At 72.7% G+C, this 16,614-nt stretch carries 15 protein-coding genes and 1 pseudogene; 6 read left to right on the top strand and 10 right to left on the bottom strand.

The window, feature by feature from the left end:
* Nucleotides 1-710 precede the first annotated feature (710 nt).
* Together ACIRST_RS24280 and ACIRST_RS24275 are read right to left on the bottom strand one after the other, a co-directional pair.
* On the bottom strand, nucleotides 711-1,481 hold the full coding sequence (locus ACIRST_RS24280) for a class I SAM-dependent methyltransferase (protein ID WP_402804271.1): 771 nt from the start codon (nucleotides 1,479-1,481) through the stop codon (nucleotides 711-713).
* A 7-nt stretch (nucleotides 1,482-1,488) separates the two neighbouring features.
* Nucleotides 1,489-2,019, bottom strand: a complete 531-nt coding sequence (locus ACIRST_RS24275) for a hypothetical protein (protein ID WP_402804269.1) — start codon at nucleotides 2,017-2,019, stop codon at nucleotides 1,489-1,491.
* Between the two features lie 80 nt (nucleotides 2,020-2,099).
* On the opposite strand from ACIRST_RS24275, the gene ACIRST_RS24270 reads away from it, so the two are divergent.
* On the top strand, nucleotides 2,100-2,873 hold the full coding sequence (locus tag ACIRST_RS24270; protein WP_402804267.1) for a class I SAM-dependent methyltransferase: 774 nt from the start codon (nucleotides 2,100-2,102) through the stop codon (nucleotides 2,871-2,873).
* A gap of 297 nt (nucleotides 2,874-3,170) precedes the next feature.
* Here the strand turns inward: ACIRST_RS24270 and ACIRST_RS24265 are convergent, their stop codons facing one another.
* The 3 genes and pseudogenes from ACIRST_RS24265 to ACIRST_RS24255 all read right to left on the bottom strand — a co-directional run.
* Nucleotides 3,171-4,388 carry a glycosyltransferase gene (locus tag ACIRST_RS24265; protein WP_402804265.1) on the bottom strand — a complete coding sequence of 406 codons (1,218 nt, stop codon included), beginning with the start codon at nucleotides 4,386-4,388 and terminating at the stop codon, nucleotides 3,171-3,173.
* Nucleotides 4,385-5,278 (bottom strand): MerR family transcriptional regulator, encoded by an 894-nt coding sequence (locus ACIRST_RS24260; protein WP_402804264.1) that lies wholly within the window; start codon nucleotides 5,276-5,278, stop codon nucleotides 4,385-4,387. The genes ACIRST_RS24265 and ACIRST_RS24260 overlap by 4 nt, the downstream gene beginning before the upstream one ends.
* Nucleotides 5,279-5,401: 123 nt before the next feature.
* A pseudogene (locus tag ACIRST_RS24255) lies at nucleotides 5,402-5,623 on the bottom strand (DUF6745 domain-containing protein); the annotation flags it as partial.
* A gap of 413 nt (nucleotides 5,624-6,036) precedes the next feature.
* Between ACIRST_RS24255 and ACIRST_RS24250 the strand changes: the two are divergent.
* A complete protein-coding gene (locus tag ACIRST_RS24250) occupies nucleotides 6,037-6,417 on the top strand; it encodes a VOC family protein (protein ID WP_350522699.1) in 381 nt (126 codons plus the stop codon).
* A 230-nt stretch (nucleotides 6,418-6,647) separates the two neighbouring features.
* Here the strand turns inward: ACIRST_RS24250 and ACIRST_RS24245 are convergent, their stop codons facing one another.
* The 4 genes from ACIRST_RS24245 to ACIRST_RS24230 form a co-directional block, all read right to left on the bottom strand.
* A complete protein-coding gene (locus ACIRST_RS24245) occupies nucleotides 6,648-9,368 on the bottom strand; it encodes a glycosyl hydrolase (RefSeq protein ID WP_402804262.1) in 2,721 nt (906 codons plus the stop codon).
* 188 nt (nucleotides 9,369-9,556) lie between these two features.
* A complete protein-coding gene (locus ACIRST_RS24240; RefSeq protein ID WP_402804261.1) occupies nucleotides 9,557-10,267 on the bottom strand; it encodes a rhomboid-like protein in 711 nt (236 codons plus the stop codon).
* A gap of 285 nt (nucleotides 10,268-10,552) precedes the next feature.
* The gene (locus ACIRST_RS24235; protein ID WP_402804260.1) at nucleotides 10,553-10,981 is read right to left on the bottom strand and encodes a hypothetical protein; all 429 of its coding nucleotides are present in this window, start codon (nucleotides 10,979-10,981) and stop codon (nucleotides 10,553-10,555) included.
* Nucleotides 10,982-11,069: 88 nt separating this feature from the next.
* Nucleotides 11,070-12,083, bottom strand: coding sequence for a LuxR C-terminal-related transcriptional regulator (locus ACIRST_RS24230; RefSeq protein WP_350522703.1), 1,014 nt, complete (start codon nucleotides 12,081-12,083; stop codon nucleotides 11,070-11,072).
* A gap of 159 nt (nucleotides 12,084-12,242) precedes the next feature.
* On the opposite strand from ACIRST_RS24230, the gene ACIRST_RS24225 reads away from it, so the two are divergent.
* From ACIRST_RS24225 to ACIRST_RS24210, 4 genes are all read left to right on the top strand, one after another.
* Nucleotides 12,243-12,443, top strand: a complete 201-nt coding sequence (locus tag ACIRST_RS24225; protein ID WP_350522704.1) for a hypothetical protein — start codon at nucleotides 12,243-12,245, stop codon at nucleotides 12,441-12,443.
* Between the two features lie 5 nt (nucleotides 12,444-12,448).
* Nucleotides 12,449-12,661, top strand: a complete 213-nt coding sequence (locus ACIRST_RS24220; RefSeq protein WP_350522705.1) for a helix-turn-helix transcriptional regulator — start codon at nucleotides 12,449-12,451, stop codon at nucleotides 12,659-12,661.
* Between the two features lie 149 nt (nucleotides 12,662-12,810).
* Nucleotides 12,811-13,455: a response regulator transcription factor gene (locus ACIRST_RS24215; RefSeq protein ID WP_350522706.1), complete on the top strand. Its 645-nt coding sequence runs from the start codon at nucleotides 12,811-12,813 to the stop codon at nucleotides 13,453-13,455.
* The gene (locus ACIRST_RS24210; RefSeq protein ID WP_402804258.1) at nucleotides 13,455-14,246 is read left to right on the top strand and encodes a thioesterase II family protein; all 792 of its coding nucleotides are present in this window, start codon (nucleotides 13,455-13,457) and stop codon (nucleotides 14,244-14,246) included. The genes ACIRST_RS24215 and ACIRST_RS24210 overlap by 1 nt, the downstream gene beginning before the upstream one ends.
* A 100-nt stretch (nucleotides 14,247-14,346) precedes the next feature.
* On the opposite strand, the gene ACIRST_RS24205 is transcribed toward ACIRST_RS24210, so the two are convergent.
* Entirely contained in the window at nucleotides 14,347-16,587 is a 2,241-nt protein-coding gene (locus tag ACIRST_RS24205; RefSeq protein WP_402804256.1) for a pyridoxal-phosphate dependent enzyme, read from the bottom strand.
* Nucleotides 16,588-16,614: the final 27 nt, after the last annotated feature.

Below are 16,614 nucleotides of genomic sequence, written 5' to 3'. Positions count from 1 at the left end.
CAGGGCGGCGCTCAGCCGGAACGGGCGGAGCAGGGTGGATATCGAACGACTTCGTTGACAGTCGATCTTTGTATGATCGCTTCGATGGGGCATCAGCACTGGACCGATTCCGCCAAGGACGGGTGGTCCCCGATGAGCGCCGCGCGGCGCAGGTGCGACCTCGCCGTGGCCGTGCCGCGGAGTCGACGCCTCGCACGATGTAGTCGCCGATGGGGGAAGTCGGACGTGAGTACGCCTGCAGCCAACGGGCAGTTCGGTCACATGCGCGATGGCAGGGGTGAGACTGGCCGGCACGACGGCGGGGCCAGGCCCCCTCGCGGGGTGCGAGGGGCGGTCACTGCCGTCAGGCGCATCATTGTGGCCGCGACATATACCTGATGAGGCATCAGGTGAGGTCAGCAAAAGGTCAGCATAGGTACGAGCAAACCCTGTCGAACGAGCACAGACGTGAGACTCGACCACTCTCGACGCCCCCATGCGAGTAACCCCCGACTGGAGGCCCATGAGGCCCGCCGTGCCGAACGGAGTCGACCGCTCGGCACCTGTCGAAGAGCTCTCGACGCACGACTACACAGGGCATCCGTCCAGTTCAGAGCGATGTCGGGCCGCTCTGGATCAAACGGTGCTCTCAGCAGGGACGGCCAGCCGGACCTTCCGGGCTTTCCTCAACCCTTCCATATCTGTACGATGCGGACACCGGATCGGTCGATCTACTTGCGCGCCTCTATCAGGAAGCGCGCCGAGTGAGCCACGAACGGGCCCTCGGCCCTGATCTGGGCGTCCAGTTCGCGCAGCCGGTCGAGATGGCCGGCCACGGTGAAACCGGGCACCATCCAGATCACCTTGCGCAGGAAGTACACCACCGCACCGATGTCGCGGAACTCCATCCGCAGCCGCTCGGAGCGCAGATCGACCACGTCCAGCCCGGCGGCGCGGGCCTCCTCGCTCTCGGCCTCGGGGCGGCGGCCCTCCCGCGCCTCCGGCTGCGGCCCGAGGAAGTACTCGACCAGCTCGAAGACGGACGCCGGGCCCACGTGCTGGGCGAAGTAGCTGCCGCCGGGCCGCAGCACCCGGGCGATCTCCGTCCACCAGGCCCGTACCGGGTGGCGGCTGGTGACCAGGTCGAAGGCCTCGTCGGCGAAGGGCAGCGGAGGCTCGTCCTGGTCCGCGACCACCACCGCGCCCAGCGGGTGCAGGAGTCGCGTGGCGCGAGCGACGTTCGGCGGCCAGGACTCGGTCGCGGCGAGGACGGGCGGGAGCCAACCCTTCGGCTCGGCGAGCCGCAGGGCACCGGCCAGCACCTCGCCGCCACCGGTCTGGATGTCCAGCGCAGCCGTCACCGCGCCCAGCCGCTCGGACAGCAGCCGCTGGTAGCCCCACGAGGGGCGTTCCTCGGTGGCCCGGCCGTCCAGCCAGGAGAAGTCCCAGCCGTCCACGGACACGGCCTCGGCCTCGGCGATCAGCTCTTCGAAGGTGCGCATGCACGCATCATCCCGGCGTGTGCCCCGGCGGGCCACCGGATTCCGCGCCGGGCGCGTGCCGAAGTACCAGCTCAACCCGCATCTGCAGGCTCCCGGCGGCGATCAGCCCGGTCACCGGCTCCGAGCCTCCGCCGTCCGCCTCGAAGGCCACCAGCACACCCGGGGGCTCGCCGCACTGCCGCTCGACCGCCTGCCGCTCCTCGGGCGTGGGAACGCGGAACACCGGGTCGTGGAAGTCCGCCGGGCAGCGGACGTACAGCGGATCGGCGAAGACCAGTTCCAGGCCGTGGTGGTAGGACAGGTCGTACCCGGCGGCCAGGCGCAGCTCACCCGGGCGCCAGGAGAAGACGTCCCAGTCCCACCAGGAACCCTCGGGCAGTTCGACCGGCTGCTCCTCCGGGGCCGGTGCGGGACACGCTCCCGGTTCGGGTTCCGGGTAGGGTTCCGGGCGGGGTTCCGGTTCGGGTGCTGGTTCGGCTCGTAGCCCGGCTCGCGGCCCGGCTCGCTGCGCGGTCGTCCGCTGCTGCCCCGGATCCATCCGGTCCCCCTTCTCGCCCTGGCCGTGGCGCCGTCGAAAACCGGTGTCCCGCACCGGCTTTCCTCCGCAACGATGGTGGCATGACCAGCTCTCCCATCGGGCGTTTCTACGACGGCTTCGCGGCCGACTACGACCTCCTGTACGCCGACTGGGACGCCTCCGTGGCCCGCCAGGGCGCCGCGCTGGACGCTCTGATCCGGGACCGCCTCGGCGTCCGCGCCACCGAGGTGCTGGACTGCGCCTGCGGCATCGGCACCCAGGCGATCGGGCTCGCCGGGCTCGGGTACCGGGTCACCGGCACGGACCTCAGCCCGGTGGCCGCCGGCCGCGCCGCCGCCGAGGCCGCCCGGCGTGGGCTCGACCTTCCCACCGCGGCCGCCGACATGCGGCAACTCCCCTTCCCGGAGGGCCGCTTCGACGTCGTCGTCTGCGCCGACAACGCGCTGCCCCACCTGCTCACCCCCGAGGACGTCCTGGCGGCGCTCGGCGAGATGCGCCGTGTTCTGCGTCCGGGCGGCCTGCTCCTGCTCACCACCCGACCGTACGACGAACTGCGCCGCAGCCGCCCGTCCTCCACTCCCACGCAGACCGCCGAGCGGGAGGGGCGGAGGTCCGTCGTCTTCCAGCTCTGGCAGTGGCACGAGGACGGCGAGCGGTACGACCTGGAGCTGTTCCAGCTGCTGCGCGACGACACCGCGCAGTGGCGGGTCGACGTCCGCCGCGCCACCTACTGGGCCCTCACCCGGACGCAGTCGAGCGGCTTCGCCACGGAGGCCGGCTTCACCGGGGCCATCTGGAAGGAGCCCGCCGACACCGGGTTCTTCCAGCCCGTCCTCATCGCCCGGAGGCCCTGAGCATTGCCCGGAGGCCTGAGCGTCACCCGGCATCCCCGCCGGGCAACGCCGCTGCCGGCTCACACCGCGGGTCGCGCCCCGCCGGGACGACGAGCCACCAGGTGGTGCCACTCGTGCCCGCACCCCGTGGCGCAGAACCGTTCCCGGCGTTGCGCATCGGCCTGAGCCCGGCCAGCCGGACGGCTTCCAACGCGTCATCTGTGGTGGCACGGGACGCCGCCACCGCTCGGGGCTGAGGCTCACCGTTCCGTTGGCTCCCCCTCTCCCCTTCCCTCGGCGCCGCCGCGGCTCGGGTCGCTACGACCTCCACGTCGCCACCACCTCCCCGACCCGCGCGGAACCGTCCTCCCGCGCCATCGCACGAGCCGCCGCCTCGGCCCGGGTCCGCAGGGTCCGCTCCTCGACGGCCCGGCGTATGGCCTCCGCCAGCCCGTCGGCGGTCAGATCGGCGAATCGGACCGGCGCGGAGGCGGCGCCGACCCGGACGAGCCGCTCGGCCCAGAACGGCTGGTCCGCCATCACCGGGACAGGAACGCTCGGGACCCCGGCGCGGAGGGCCGCGGCTGCGGTACCGGCTCCGGCGTGGTGCACGACGGCGGCCATGCGGGGGAAGAGGTGGGCGTGCGGCATCTCGCCGACGCTCAGCACGTCGTCCCCTTCCCCGGCTGTTCCGGCCCAGCCCGCCTGCAGGACTCCCCGGACTCCCGCCCGCCGCAGCGCGTCCACCGCGAGCGCGCCCAGCCGCTCGCCCTGCCCCGCCGCCATGCTGCCGAACCCGATGAACACCGGCGGCGGACCCGCCCGGAGGAAGTCCTCGACCTCGGGCGGGAGCCGGTAGTCCGCTGCGACGTGCGGCCACCAGTTGCCGACCACCTGCAACCCCTTCCGCCAGTCGGCCGGGCGGGGCACGAGCGTGGGACAGAACCCGTGCAGCACCGGCCAGTTCACCCGTTCCACGGCCCGTCGCCGGGCGCCCTGGGAGACCGCCGGGAGGCCCAACCGCTCCCGCAGCCGGCGTGCGGCCCCGGCGTGCAGGCGGTCGACGACCCGCTGGCCGAGCGCGCCCGCGGCCCGGTTGCCCCACCCGCCCAGCGAGCGGCCTCCGCCGACGACCGGCGGGAACTCCCGCGTCGGCAGCGCGGGTTGGAGGTAGACGCCGAGGCTCGGTACGTCCATCGCCTCGGCGAGGTGCCAGCCCAGCGGTGCGGTGGTGGTGCTGAGCAGCAGCAGGTCGGCACCGGGCGCAGCCGCGTCGGCGAGCCCGTCACCGAGCCGGTCGATGAACGCGGCCGCTCGCGCGAGCAGTTCGGAGCGGTGGCCCCGGGGACCGGCGGGCGCGCCGCGCGGGTCGACCGGGAGCGGGCGGAAGTCCAGGCCGCTGTCGACCACCGACTTGCGGAAGGTCTCCGGCGCGGCGAGCGCGACGTGGTGCCCCTCGCCGCGCAGGTGCGCCCCGAGTCCGGTGTACGGCGCGACGTCACCGTGCGAGCCGGCCGCCATCACGAGGATCCTCATCGCGTCACCTCCGGGTCGGTCGCGGTCGCGGGGGCGTTCACCGAGTTCGTCGTCGCAGGGGCGTTCACCGAGTTCGTCGTCCCGGGCTCGTTCGGCGAGCTCGCCGTCCCGGGGGCGTTCGCGCTGTGCCGTTCGGCGTTGCGGCCGATGGCCGTGCGGAGGTAGCCCGCCAGTCCCGGGCGTTGCTCGGCCGCCGGTACGACGAGTGCGAAGGCGCGGGCGTCCGCCTCGTAGTCGTCGGCGATCCGGCAGTGCATCTCGGGCGGGCAGGGCGTGAACCACCGGGTGATGTACCGCCGGTGTTCCTCGGCGAGGTCCAGCACCACCCCGTGGTCGGCCGGCAGACCGTCGTCGAAGGCGGCCAGCAGCCGGCCGCGCCACTCGGCGGCCTCCGTCATCAGTTGCCGCCAGTCCTCCTTCGAGTGGGTGGCGGCGCGGGCCAGGGCTTCCCGGTGGCTCTCCCGTTCGCCCCACTTGAGGTGGGCGTCGGCGGCGTAGCTGAGGTCGAAGACGACGTCGCCGAAGACCTCGAAGCGTTCCTCCGGGCCGAGTTCGACCCCGGTGCGCCGGACCTCGATGGCCCGCTCGGCGACGTCGACCAGTTTCTGCAGCCGGGTGATCTGCTCGGTGAGGGCCTGTCGCCGGGCCAGCAGGTGGTCCAGGGCGTTGGCCTGCGGGTCCGCCAGGATGTCGCCGATCTCGTCGAGCGGGAAGCCGAGTTCCCGGTAGAAGAGGATCTGCTGCAGCCTGGCGAGGTCGGCGCCGTTGTAGAGCCGGTAGCCGGCCGGGCTGCGTTCGCTGGGCGACAGCAGCCCGGAGCGGTCGTAGTAGTGCAGGGTCCGAATGGTGACCCCGGCGAATCCGGAGACCTGTCCCACCGACCAGCTCATGCGTCCTCCCGTACCGTCCGTGCATCCGTGCGTTCGCTGCGGCCCCACCATGCGGCCTGACGTGGGGTGAGGGTCAACACGCGCAGCTCGGCGGCCTGCTCCGGGGCCGGGAAGCGGGCCCGGTCAGGTCTCGCGCTGCGGGTGGTAGGCGGTCTCGGGTATGCCGAAGGTCCAGGCGACCCCGGCGCGGGCGGTGCGGGTGCTCGGGGGGACGCGGGGCCAGTAGGTGCGGTGGGTGCCGTCCGGCTCGGGGGTGGAGTTGACCACCTCGACCATCACGACCGGTTCGTCGCCGGGCAGGACGATCTGCCAGAGCACGCCGGTCTCGTCACGGTGGATGGGCTGTACGAGCTGTTCGGCACGGGCGTCCTGGAGCGCGTGCCGCACGAGTGGCCCCGGCGCAGGTCATAAATCGGTTGCGAACCGACCACGCTGCGTGAAAGCGTACGAACAACCGCATACGACCAGCATGTTCAGGAAGGAGGCCCGACATGATCAGCGGCATACGACCGGAAGCCGTGCCGGGCCCCGTGCCCGGAGGCAGCCCGGCTCGGTCTCGGCCTGCGCACCGCTCCTTGACAACTGAATCGTGTGCCTTCAGCGCCTCGACATGATCGACGCCCGTCGGCCGCCCGCACGCTCACCCCGCGCCGATGACTCCCGGCGACCCCGCGCCTACCCCCTGCAGCGCCTCCTCGCCCACCGGGCGGCCCGGCTCCGGATTCCCTAGCCTGATAGCAGGGAGGAGGCGATACACCATGCTTGGAGACGCACCGCTGCAAGCAGTCATCCCCGCCACCGATCTCGCCCGCGCCAAGGCCTTCTACACCGACACCCTCGGCCTCAAGCTCACCGATGAGAGTGAGGAGGAGTTCGCCTGCGACTCCGGCGGTACCCAGTTCACCGTCTACCACACGCCGAGCGGTGGGCAGGCGGCCCACACGCTCGCCAGCTTCAAGGTCGCCGACCTCGACGGCGAGATGGCCGGCCTCCGCGACCGCGGCATCACCTTCGAGGAGTACGACTTCCCCGGCCTGAAGACCGTCAACGGCGTCGCCGAGGGCGAGGGCATGCGCGCCGCCTGGTTCAAGGACAGCGAGGGCAACATCCTCTGCGTGGCCCAGCGCGTCGGGCCGTAGACCGTCCCACCACCCACCCGGCCGGTGGACGGTTCCGCGAGGGTCCGCCCACCGGCCCGTCGCGCCTCCTGCGCCTCCCGCGCCTCCCGCACCCGCGACAACCGCCGCCTCCCCACGCGCGGTGACGCCGCTGCCCGGCCCACTCGTGCGGAGCGGACCGGGCAGCGACCGAGGCGGCGGCGGGGACCGGGGCGGAGGCCGGCCGCTCGACCGGTCACCGGGTCAGCCGATCAGTCGTCCGTCTCGTCGTAGCGGCCGTGGCCGAGGCGGCGCGGGTCGAAGGACCAGATGCCACGGCCGAAGGTGGCGGCGTAGAGCTTGCCGTCCGGACCGATCTTCAGCTGCTGCACCGAGGTGGTGGGGAGGTTGCGGCCGAGGACGCGCCAGTCGGTGGTGCCGGGGGCGCGGTAGAACGCGGCGAGGTCGGTGCCGAGGGCCAGGCCGCCGTTCGGCAGGATCTTCACCGAGGTGGCCGGGACGTCGGGCAGGTTGGTGGACACGTCGGTCCAGGTGGCGCCGCCGTCGCGGGTCTCGAAGAGGTGGCCGATGCCCGCGCCGGGGCCCTCCGTCCAGGTGCGCGAGAAGCCGTTGAAAGCGACGAGGACGTGCCGGGCGTCGTTCTCGTCCACGGCGAAGGAGGAGATGTAGCGGTTGGGCAGGGTGCCGCCGACGGGCAGGTCGAGCTGGTGCCAGCCGGTGCCGTCGGTCTTGCCCACCGCGATGCCGCGGCTGAAGCCGACGTTGTTGCACGGGCCGCACCAGCCCGCGTACACCGTGCCGTCGACGGTCGCGACGGCGCTGGCGACGTGCCCGGCACCGAGGTCGTAGGCCGAGGTCCACTCGCTGCCGCTGCGGATCGCGTAGCCCTTGTGCTGCACCCAGACGTGCTGGCCGCCGGCGATCCAGGTGTTGCCGTCCTTCGGGTCGCTGGTGATCGGCGCGATGAAGCGCGCGGCGCCGGCGTCCTTGTCGGGCGGGGCGACCTCGTAGGAGGTGGCCTTGCTCGGGTCCTTCGTCCAGCTGCCGTCGTTCACCGCGCAGTTCTGGGTGACCCACATGTCGAGGTAGACGTACTCCTCGGCCATGTTGCAGCCGTTGTTCGGGTCGACGAGGGTGTCGGCGCCGTCGCCGCCGAAGTTGGATCCCATCACCTTGTCGTGGGCGCGCAGGATCGACTGGCCGTTGTCCTGCAGGCCGCCGGTGACGATCACGCCCTTGCCCGACCGGTCCGCCGGGTCCTTGCCGACGCCGACCGAGTAGTACTGCAGGGTGTCGATGGTGCCGTCGTTGAGCGGCGTCCAGTCCTTGGCGTGGCCGTAGGCGTCCAACTGCCCCGCGGCCGGACGCCGGTAGATGCCACCGTCGTTGCCGACGAACACGGTGGCCTTGCCCTGGTAGCCGCCGAAGGCGACGGCGTGCTGGTCGGAGTGGGTGGTCGGCGAGCAGTCGCCGGTCTGCTTCGCCGGGTCGATGCTCCAGCAGGGGAAGCCGTTGTTCCAGTACGGCCCGACGGTGGCCCACTTGGCGCCGCCGTCGGTGGTCTCGAAGACCTCCTCAAGACCGGCGTAGACGTGGTCCGGGTTCGCCGGGTCGACCTGGAGGGACTGGTTGTACCAGGCCTGGATGCCGGGCTGGTAGCCCTCGTCCTGCAGCGCGGAGCCGGAGTTCTTCAGCTTGTCCTTGTCCGCGATCTGGATCCACGGTCCGGACGGCGAACCGGACTTGGAGACGTAGATGCCCTTGAGGCCGGTGTCCGGGTCGCTCGCCATGACGGCCGGGGACTGGTCGATCGCGTAGTAGCGCGAGCCGTCCGCCGAGCGCGCGAAGGTCACGTTGCCGACGTTCGCGGCGTCGGTCGGCAGGTCCCCGAGCGAGGCCACACGCTGCCAACTGCCGTCCGCGGCCTTGCTGTAGAAGCCGTTGTAGGTGTCGCCGCCGCGCCAGCCCACCGCCAGGACCACCTTGGACGGGTCCTTGGGGTCGATCGCGATGTCGTTGGCGATGTTCTTGTACGGCGCAGCCGGGTCCCCGGCCTCGGCGCCTCCCGGCAGGTACTCCGGGTTGGGCGCGAACTCCAGCGTCCACGGGCCCGACAGCGTGGTGGCCGAGTGACTCCACACGCCCCGGCTGGTGGCCGCCCACACCTTGCCGCCGCCGAAGCGCAGCGCGTGGATGATGGTCGACTCCAGCTCGGCGCCGCCCACCCGCATGCCGGGCTGGAACTCGCCGTGCTTGGGATCGCCCAGCACGTACACACCGGTGCCGACGTACGAGGTCGCACCGGTGTTGGACTCGCCCGTGGCGTACCAGAGCCGGCCGCCCTCGTCGAGGTTCAGGGTCCCGGTGGACAGGGTGGGCAGCTTGTCGGCGATCGGCTCCCAGTGACCGCCGCCGGTGCGGGAGCGGAACACCCCGCCGTTGGCTCCGCCCGCGTAGACGTAGCCGTCCTTGTCGGCCGCGAGGCCGGTGATCCGGCCCGTGACCAGACCGGTTCCGCCGCTGGAGTTGGAGTTGACGTCGCGGTAGCGCGGGTCGTCGGAGTTGTACGGCTTGTCGGTGACGTGGTCCCAGGTGCCGCCGGTGTGCGGCATGGACTGCAGTTGGGCCCAGGCCGCACCGTAGGCGCCGGGCGCGACCACCCCCGGGGCGGTGCGGGCCTCGGTGTACTGTGCGGTGCCCTCGGCGGAGTTCTCCGCCTCGTCACCGCCGTCCCCGGCCTCCGTCTCGGCCCGCGGGCTGAGGCCCGGGGCCGCCGGGGCTGCGGTCGTCGCGCCGGCGGCGTTCCGCACCTTGCGGACGTGCTGCTTGCCGATGTCCGCCTGGTGCCGGACCTGCCACGGCTGCGAGTCCGTGGGGGCGGGCGGCGCGGCGAGCGCCTGGGTGGTGGTCAGTCCGATCGCGGTGAGCGTGACGGCGCTCAGCAGCAGCCGTCGTCGTTGCCTGGTGGGCACGGTTGCGGTCCTCCCCTGCGGCCGGTCGCGCGGTCGCGCGACTCGGCGGAAACAGGGGGACAGCCTGGTCGGCCGATCCGTCCGGGGGAAGGGGCGTACGGTAAGAGGACGGTAAGGCTCCTACGGTTTCGGACAGTTGACATTCACCGAATACTGACTGACCGTCATACCGGCGCGGAGTCTTCCGATCAGTGCCCGCGCACCCGTCGCCAGGCCGCGCGCACGAAGGCGACCGGGTCGAAGGCGCCGGGGCGGTCCCGGGTCAGCGGGTAGCAGGCGAATCCGATCAGCGCCGCGCTGAGGTGGCCGATGCTGGTGTAGTCCCGGTTCTGCTCGACGCCCAGGCCGTAGACGACCAGCACGCCGACCGCGTACAGGTACCGCCAGGGCCGCACGATCAGGTAGGTGAGCACCGCGACCACGCCGGCGAGGGCGTAGCTGACGCCGTAGTCGAGGGTGTAGACGGCCCTCGGCGGGGCGAGCCCGCGGTGGATCGCCCAGCCGAGCACGCCCTCGCTGAGGTAGGTCGCGCCGACGTGCGCGATCCCCGCCACCGAGATCCAGCGCAGCGTGCCGAGCCAGCGCTCGGCCGGCACGTGGAAGAGGTTGTAGAGCAGGAAGTAGGACAGCCACCCGCCGCCCGCGATCCACAGCGCGCTGGTCACCAGGACCCGGACCGGCGAGACCTGCAGGTGGTGCAGGTTGGTCGAGCGCCGCTGCAGGATGCGGTCGGCGGTCATCGGGTCGACGTGCCGGATCACCTGCGTGGTGACGAGCAGGATCGCCAGCCAGATGTAGGTGCCCGGCGCGCGCCGGACGTAGGCCCACACCGCGTGGGCGGCGCGTGCCCACCAGGGCCGCCGGTGCGCCTCGGAGCTCCTGGCGGTACTGCCGGCCATCGACGCCTCCTCGGCACTCCTCCCCGCACCGTCCACTCCCCTCACCCTCCCCCCGCCCGGCCGCCACCCGCCGCCGCGGCGGCCCGTCCGGGTGATCCGCCGCCGCCTCGATCCCTCCCTGACCGGGCGCCCCACGAGCCGGGAGCCCTCGCGGACCGGGAACCCGCACCGGCCAGGGCCCGCACCGCCCGGGGCCCGCACCGCCCGGGCCCGGACGGACCCGGTCCTGCCCGGCCCGTCGTCCGGCGGCAGGACAGTCGGCGGCACGGCAGCCGGCGCCGGCGGCTACTCCCCCGGAGCGGTGACCACGAGGAAGACGTGCCTCGCGTCGTCGCTGTGCACGGCACTGGAGCGGTAGCCGGGCGGGACGTACAGGGCCTCGCCGGTCAGCGTGGGGACTTCGGCGGCGGGGGTGCCCGGCGACCGGAGCGTCCAGCGGCTCGATCCGGCGGACTGGATCACCAGGACGTGGCCGGAGGGTGGTCGCGCGCCGGTGGCGTGCTCGACCTTCCAGCCCAGGAGGCTCGTGAGGCCGGCCGCGACGTACCCGGCCAGTGCCGTGTCCGGAGGTCCGCCGGCGCCTCGGGGCACGACGGGGTCGTTCTCGGGCCAGAGCAGGCCGAAGGTGCGGGCGAAGTGGGCGTCCAGGAAGAGCGCCAGCTCCTGGAGGTAGGGATCCGTCCCGGGGCGCTCGCTCAGACGTTCCCAGTTCACGTGTCGTCTCCTTCGACGGTGCCGTCCACCACAGTGATGTCGGAGTGTCAAGAATGGTGCATCGGCGTGTCGCGCGGCATCACGATTTTCAGGTATCCAGCAGGCCCGCCCGACTGGCGGCGACGCCCGCCTGGAAGCGGCTGTCCGCACCGAGCTGCTCCAGGATCTCGGCGATGTGACGGCGCGCGGTGCGCAGCGACATGCCCAGCCGACGGGCGATCGCCTCGTCCTTCAGGCCGTCGGCGAGCAGGCGCAGGATCGTGGAGTGCAGTTCCCGGGCGACGGCCTCCATCTCGCGTCCGGTCGACTCCTGGAACGGGGTGGCCTGGCCCCAGGTGAGTTCGAACATCTCGTAGAGGTAGGCGACGGTCGACGGGTCGCGGACGACCGCCGCTCCCAGCTCCGGGCCCGCCGCCGGGAGGAAGGCGGTCTCGCGGTCCATGATGATGAGCCGACCGGCCAGTTCGTGCGTGGTGCGGTACTCGGCGCCCAGGTCGGAAGCGGCGGCGACGTAGGCCTGGCTGGGGCCGTTGAAGCGGGCGGTGTGGTGGTAGAGGGTGCGGATGCGCACGCCGCGCTCCAGCATCGCCCGGTCGCGCACCAGCGCCTCGGACATCGCCTCGGGGAGCCGGGCACCGCCGCCGGGCTGGCAGGAGACCACCTCGGTGGTGCACTGCTCGCCCAGCCGGTTGAGCAGGAAGCGCACCTCCGCCAGGGTGGGGATCACCTCGATGCCCGCGCCGGACTCCCGGCTGTCCGGGAAGAGCGGGGCGAACTCGTCGAACCGGCTGCGCATCCGGGCGATGTCGTCCTGGCGCCGGCGTATCTCCGCCTCGACGGGCGCGGCGCGCCGGAAGAAGGCCGAGTCGGGGGACACCACCCGCAGGCCTTCCTGCCGGGCGCCGGCCGGCGCCAGCAGTCCCGCGTCGAGCAGCCGCCCGACCGCCGCCGACACGTCGGACGGGGACAGTCCGGTCGCCCGGGCCACGACCGCCGCATCGTGGGCGCCGGTGTACCGGTTCTCCGCGAACCATGCGTAGACGGAGAGGTCGGGTTCGCGCCCCGGGCCTGCTTCGCTCCGACGCTCCCGACGCTCTGTCACATCGCGATCGCAATTGTCCATATTTACCCCCACACCCCTTTGCTGCCAGGCAAGTTGATGAACGGTTCCAAGCATGTCGACGATCTTCGGTGCCCGCCAGAGTGGAGCCATGGCCCCGTCACCCCATGGGGCGAATGCAAACGACCCCGGGAGATCCCCATGAAGCGCACCATCCTCACCACCGTGGCGCTGCTCGGCGCGGCCGCCGCCTGGCTGACGCCGACCGCCTCGGCCGCCGTCCCGGGGCACGCCCACCGCGACGGTGCGACCGCTGCCACCCACCGTGCCGGGCCCGCCCCGTCCGCCACCGTCATCTGCCCGGCCAGTACCCGCTGCAACGACACCTCCTGGGGAGGCTGAGCCCTTTGTTCACAACGCGGGAGAGGGAGATCCTCGTTCACCTCGCACAGGGCCGCACCTCCCGGGTGATCGCCCACCTGCTGCACCTGAGCCACCACACCGTCGAGACCCACATCCGCAACATGCGGGCCAAGAGCGGGGCCAGCAGCCGCACCCAGTTGCTGGCCATCGCCCTCGGGGTCGACGCCGTCGGGCCCGCCGGGCCCAACAGGGGCTGATCGCCGATCCAGTCCGAATCCGCTCAGCACTCCCGACGGGGGTCGGACAGGTCCGGCCGGCCGGCGACCCGCCCTGCGGCGACGCCAGGACCGGCGGGTACCGGGCGTGCTGGGAGGACCACTCCGGAGAAGGGGGATGTCACAGACCGATGGAAATACCGATCCTGATTTGTGCGGGCCAGCCGCTGATGCGCAGCGGACTCTCCTCGGCCCTCGTGGCCGAGCCGGACATCCGGGTGGTCGGCGAGACCGCGGACGGGAGCACCGCCAGCGCGCTGGCCCGGGAGCTGAACCCCGCCGTCGTCGTCGCCGACTTCGAACTCGCGGACATGACGGGGATCGATCTCGTCCGCGAACTCCTGGGGCCGAGCCGGGAGGCCCCCCGTACGCTGCTGATGGCACCGGCCGAGGACGACGCCGTCCTGGAGTCCATCCTGGCGGGAGCGACCGGGATCGTCACCCGGAACACCCTGGTGGAGGACTTCCCCCAGGCGATCAGAGCCATGGCCACCGGCCACTCCTTCCTCTCGCCCGACATCGCGGCCCTGCTCCTGGGCTGGGTCCGCGACAAACAGCCCGCGCTGTTCCCCGCGCTCGGTCTCAACCTCCTCACCTTCCGCGAACGCGAGATCCTGGCGCTCCTGGCGAACGGGATGTCCAACGCCGAGATCTCCAAGCGGCTCTGCATCGTGCAGTCGACGGTCAAGTTCCACGTCTCCCAGCTGCTCAGGAAGCTCGGCCTCAGGGACCGTCTGCAGGCCGCCGTGTTCGCCCACCAGAACGGTGTCATCTGATGCTGCGACAGAACCAGGACCACGGTGCCCGTTGGCTGCCGTGGACCAAGGGGACGACGGGCCTGCCCCGCGTCTACTGCCTCCCCTTCGCCGGCGGGGCGGCGCACTTCTTCCGCCCGTGGACGGAGGCGGCCCGGCACCTCGCGGTCGAGGTCGTCCCGGTCGAACTGCCGGGCCACGGGACCAGGTTGCGCGATCCCCTGGTGAGCGGCATGGCCGCCATGGTGGACGCGCTGTGCGAGGAGGTCCTCCGGCAGGAGAGCGGGCCCTTCGCGATCCTCGGTCACAGCATGGGCGCGAAGATCGCGTACGCGGTGGCCGAGGAGCTGGAGCGGCGGCCCGGGGCGACGCCGCCGGCCCGGCTGTTCGTGTCCGGGGCCCTGCCGGCCTCGGCCCCCGAGCCGAAGCCGCTGCACGGCCTGCCGGACGCCGCGCTCACGGCGGAGCTGTCCGCGATGGGCGGCACGCCTCCCGAGATCCTCGCCAACGCCGAACTGATGGAGATCATGCTGCCGGTGATCCGGGCCGACCTGACCCTGCTGGAACAGTGGCACGCGTCGCCGCGGAGCCGGGTCTCCTGCCCCATCACGGCGTTCGCCGGCCGGGACGACCGGATCGTCCCGGCGGAGCTGACCACGGGCTGGGCCGACCACACCTCGGCGTCCTTCGCGCTCCAGGTCCATCCCGGGGACCACTTCTTCCTGCGGGAGGAGAGGGACGCCGTGCTCGCCCGGGTCGCCGCCGACCTCCACGACCGCCCCGGCGACCGTCCGGCCCCGAGCGAGGTGTGACGAACCGCCGCATTCCGTCGGCCCGTCACACCTCCACGTCCCCGTCTCCGCCTCGGCGGCACGCCTCTCGCGCGGCCCGTCACACCTCCCGGGCCGCCCGTCACCCCTCCTCGACGCCGACCTCGATCAGCCCGGTCGCCTCGGCCAGCGCCCGTCCGACGTCCTGCGGCGACGACCCGACGGCGATGACGTGGCCCAGCCGGTCGTAGGCGCTCCGCGGCGGCCGGACCTCGCGCCCCGGCGTCCCGCTCACCAGGACGCGCTCCACGCCCGGCACCCGCTCGGCCTGCCGGACCCCGTCCACGCCGGTCAGCCGGCCCGGCCGCGGCGCGGTCAGGAACCGCAGGCCGGCCCGGCGTGCGTGGTCGGGCGACAGGTTCAGCGGCAGGCCGGCGGCGGCGCGGATCTGCTGTTCCAGCAGGTCGATCCCGGTGGCCGGGCGGATCAGTTCCGGGATCATGCCGCCGGCCAGCCGTCCGTTGATCTCGATGACGGCCGGGCCGTCGGCGGTCAGCCTGAGCTCGACGTGCGCCGGGCCACGTTCGAAGCCGACGGCCTTCAGCGCCTGCCGGGCCGTGTCGGCGATCCGCTCGGCCAGCGCGTCGTCGATGTCGGCGGGGAAGAGGTGGCCGGTCTCGACGAAGTGCGGCAGCGGGCTGACGGTGCGCTGGGTGACGCCGACGCACCGGGCCTCGCCGTCCACGCCGAACATCTCGGCGCTGAACTCGGGCCCGTCCACGTACTGTTCGACCAGCACCGCGCCCGGGGTCCGCTGGCCGCGCACGTTGTGGGTGACGGCGAGCAGGTCGACGGCGTGCGCGACGGCGGTCGCGGCGTCCTCGCACCACAGCACGGACTGCGAGCCGGACTCCCCGACCGGCTTGACCACGCAGGGCAGCCCCACCGCGGCGACGGCGGCCGCGACCCGGTCCCGGTCCGGGTCCGTGACGATCGCGAAGCCGGGCTGGGTCACCCCGGCCTCGTGCAGCGCCGTGCGGGTCAGCGCCTTGTTGCGGCAGCGGGTCATCGCCTCCACCGGGTTGCCGGGCGTGCCCAGGGCCGCGGCCGCCCGCGCGGTGTGCTCCAGGTAGAACTCGCTGGTCGTCGTGACGCCCGCCACCCGGCGTCCGGCGCTCACCGCGGCGACGGCCCCGGTCAGCGCGGCCTCGTCGTCGGTGTCGCAGACCACGACCCGGCAGCCGGTGCCGGGCAGTTCCGGGTAGCGGGCCGCGTCCTTGGTGAACAGCACCGGTTCCAGGGCCAGCCGGACGGCCGTCCGCAGCGCGATCATCCCGGTGCCGGTGGTGTTGGACTCGATGAACAGCAGCAGCTTCCGGTCCCGGCGGGGTATCCGGGCGAACGACCAGCCGGAGACGGTGGCGCCGTACTCCACCTCCTCCGGGGCGGTGGAGACGGTGCCGAGCTCGGCGCCGTCGGCGTAGACGGTGTCCACGTACCGGTCCCCGCGGTCCGGCATGATCCCGACCAGCCGGGTGCCCGGCTCGGCGCGGGCCGCGAGGTGGGTGAGGATCCGGTAGACCGAGCCGGAGGTGTTCCCGCCGAAGATCTTCTGCTCCCGGGCGAGCCGGCGGGTGGCGTCGAAGGCCTCGTCGTCGGACAGCCAGTGCACCTCGTCGAGGAGCCGGTAGTCGATGTTCTCCGGGATGAGGCTGTTGCCGAGTCCGCTCTGCCTGCGGGTCGGGCGGTCCGGCTGGCCGAAGAGCACGCTGCCCACGCAGTCCACGCCCACCACCGAGACGTCCGGCAGGCGCTCCAGCAGCGCCCTGGACGTCCCGCAGAGCGAGCCTCCGCTGCCCACCGCCCCGACCACGACGTCCACCGGGCCCAGGTCGGCGACCAGTTCGTCGGCCAGGCCGCGGTACGCCGCCGGGTTCTGCGGGTTGCTGTACTGCTGCGGCCAGAACGCGCCGGGCAGACCGGCCATCAGCTCGGCCAGCCGCTCCAGCCGGGCGCTCTGCCAGCCCTGACCGGTCATCGCCGACACGACGTGGACCTCGCAGCCCAGCGTGCGCAGCTTGGCCAGGGTGACGGGGTCGATGCGCGGGTCCGTGACGATGTGCACGGGGTGGCCGAGGTAGGTGCCGACCAGGGCCACCCCGAGCGCCATCGTGCCCGAGGAGCTCTCCACGATCGGCCCGCCCTCGGCGAGCGCGCCGGTGCGCCGGGCTTCGAGGATCACCTGCCGGGCCACCCGGTCCTTCATCGCGAAGAGGTTCTGCATCTCCAGTTTGGCGAAGACCTCGACGCCCTCCGGGGCGTCCACCCGCAGCCGCACCGCCGGGGTGTGGCCGATGCCGTCGATGACCGATTCCTGCCGCATGTGTGCACGTCCTTGGGAGGTGTGGGA

Source organism: Kitasatospora sp. NPDC101447 (assembly GCF_044767225.1).
GTDB lineage: Bacteria > Actinomycetota > Actinomycetes > Streptomycetales > Streptomycetaceae > Kitasatospora.
Note: the sequence above shows the minus strand (reverse complement) of the source record. Positions and strands in the feature narration are given on the sequence as shown.

Bases quoted from the DNA above. Each gene is read 5' to 3' on its own strand.
- ACIRST_RS24280 (WP_402804271.1), bottom strand. From the start codon at position 1,481: ATGCGCACCTTCGAAGAGCTGATCGCCGAGGCCGAGGCCGTGTCCGTG.
- ACIRST_RS24275 (WP_402804269.1), bottom strand. From the start codon at position 2,019: ATGGATCCGGGGCAGCAGCGGACGACCGCGCAGCGAGCCGGGCCGCGA.
- ACIRST_RS24270 (WP_402804267.1), top strand. From the start codon at position 2,100: ATGACCAGCTCTCCCATCGGGCGTTTCTACGACGGCTTCGCGGCCGAC.
- ACIRST_RS24265 (WP_402804265.1), bottom strand. From the start codon at position 4,388: ATGAGGATCCTCGTGATGGCGGCCGGCTCGCACGGTGACGTCGCGCCG.
- ACIRST_RS24260 (WP_402804264.1), bottom strand. From the start codon at position 5,278: ATGAGCTGGTCGGTGGGACAGGTCTCCGGATTCGCCGGGGTCACCATT.
- ACIRST_RS24250 (WP_350522699.1), top strand. From the start codon at position 6,037: ATGCTTGGAGACGCACCGCTGCAAGCAGTCATCCCCGCCACCGATCTC.
- ACIRST_RS24240 (WP_402804261.1), bottom strand. From the start codon at position 10,267: ATGGCCGGCAGTACCGCCAGGAGCTCCGAGGCGCACCGGCGGCCCTGG.
- ACIRST_RS24225 (WP_350522704.1), top strand. From the start codon at position 12,243: ATGAAGCGCACCATCCTCACCACCGTGGCGCTGCTCGGCGCGGCCGCC.
- ACIRST_RS24215 (WP_350522706.1), top strand. From the start codon at position 12,811: ATGGAAATACCGATCCTGATTTGTGCGGGCCAGCCGCTGATGCGCAGC.
- ACIRST_RS24210 (WP_402804258.1), top strand. From the start codon at position 13,455: ATGCTGCGACAGAACCAGGACCACGGTGCCCGTTGGCTGCCGTGGACC.
- ACIRST_RS24205 (WP_402804256.1), bottom strand. From the start codon at position 16,587: ATGCGGCAGGAATCGGTCATCGACGGCATCGGCCACACCCCGGCGGTG.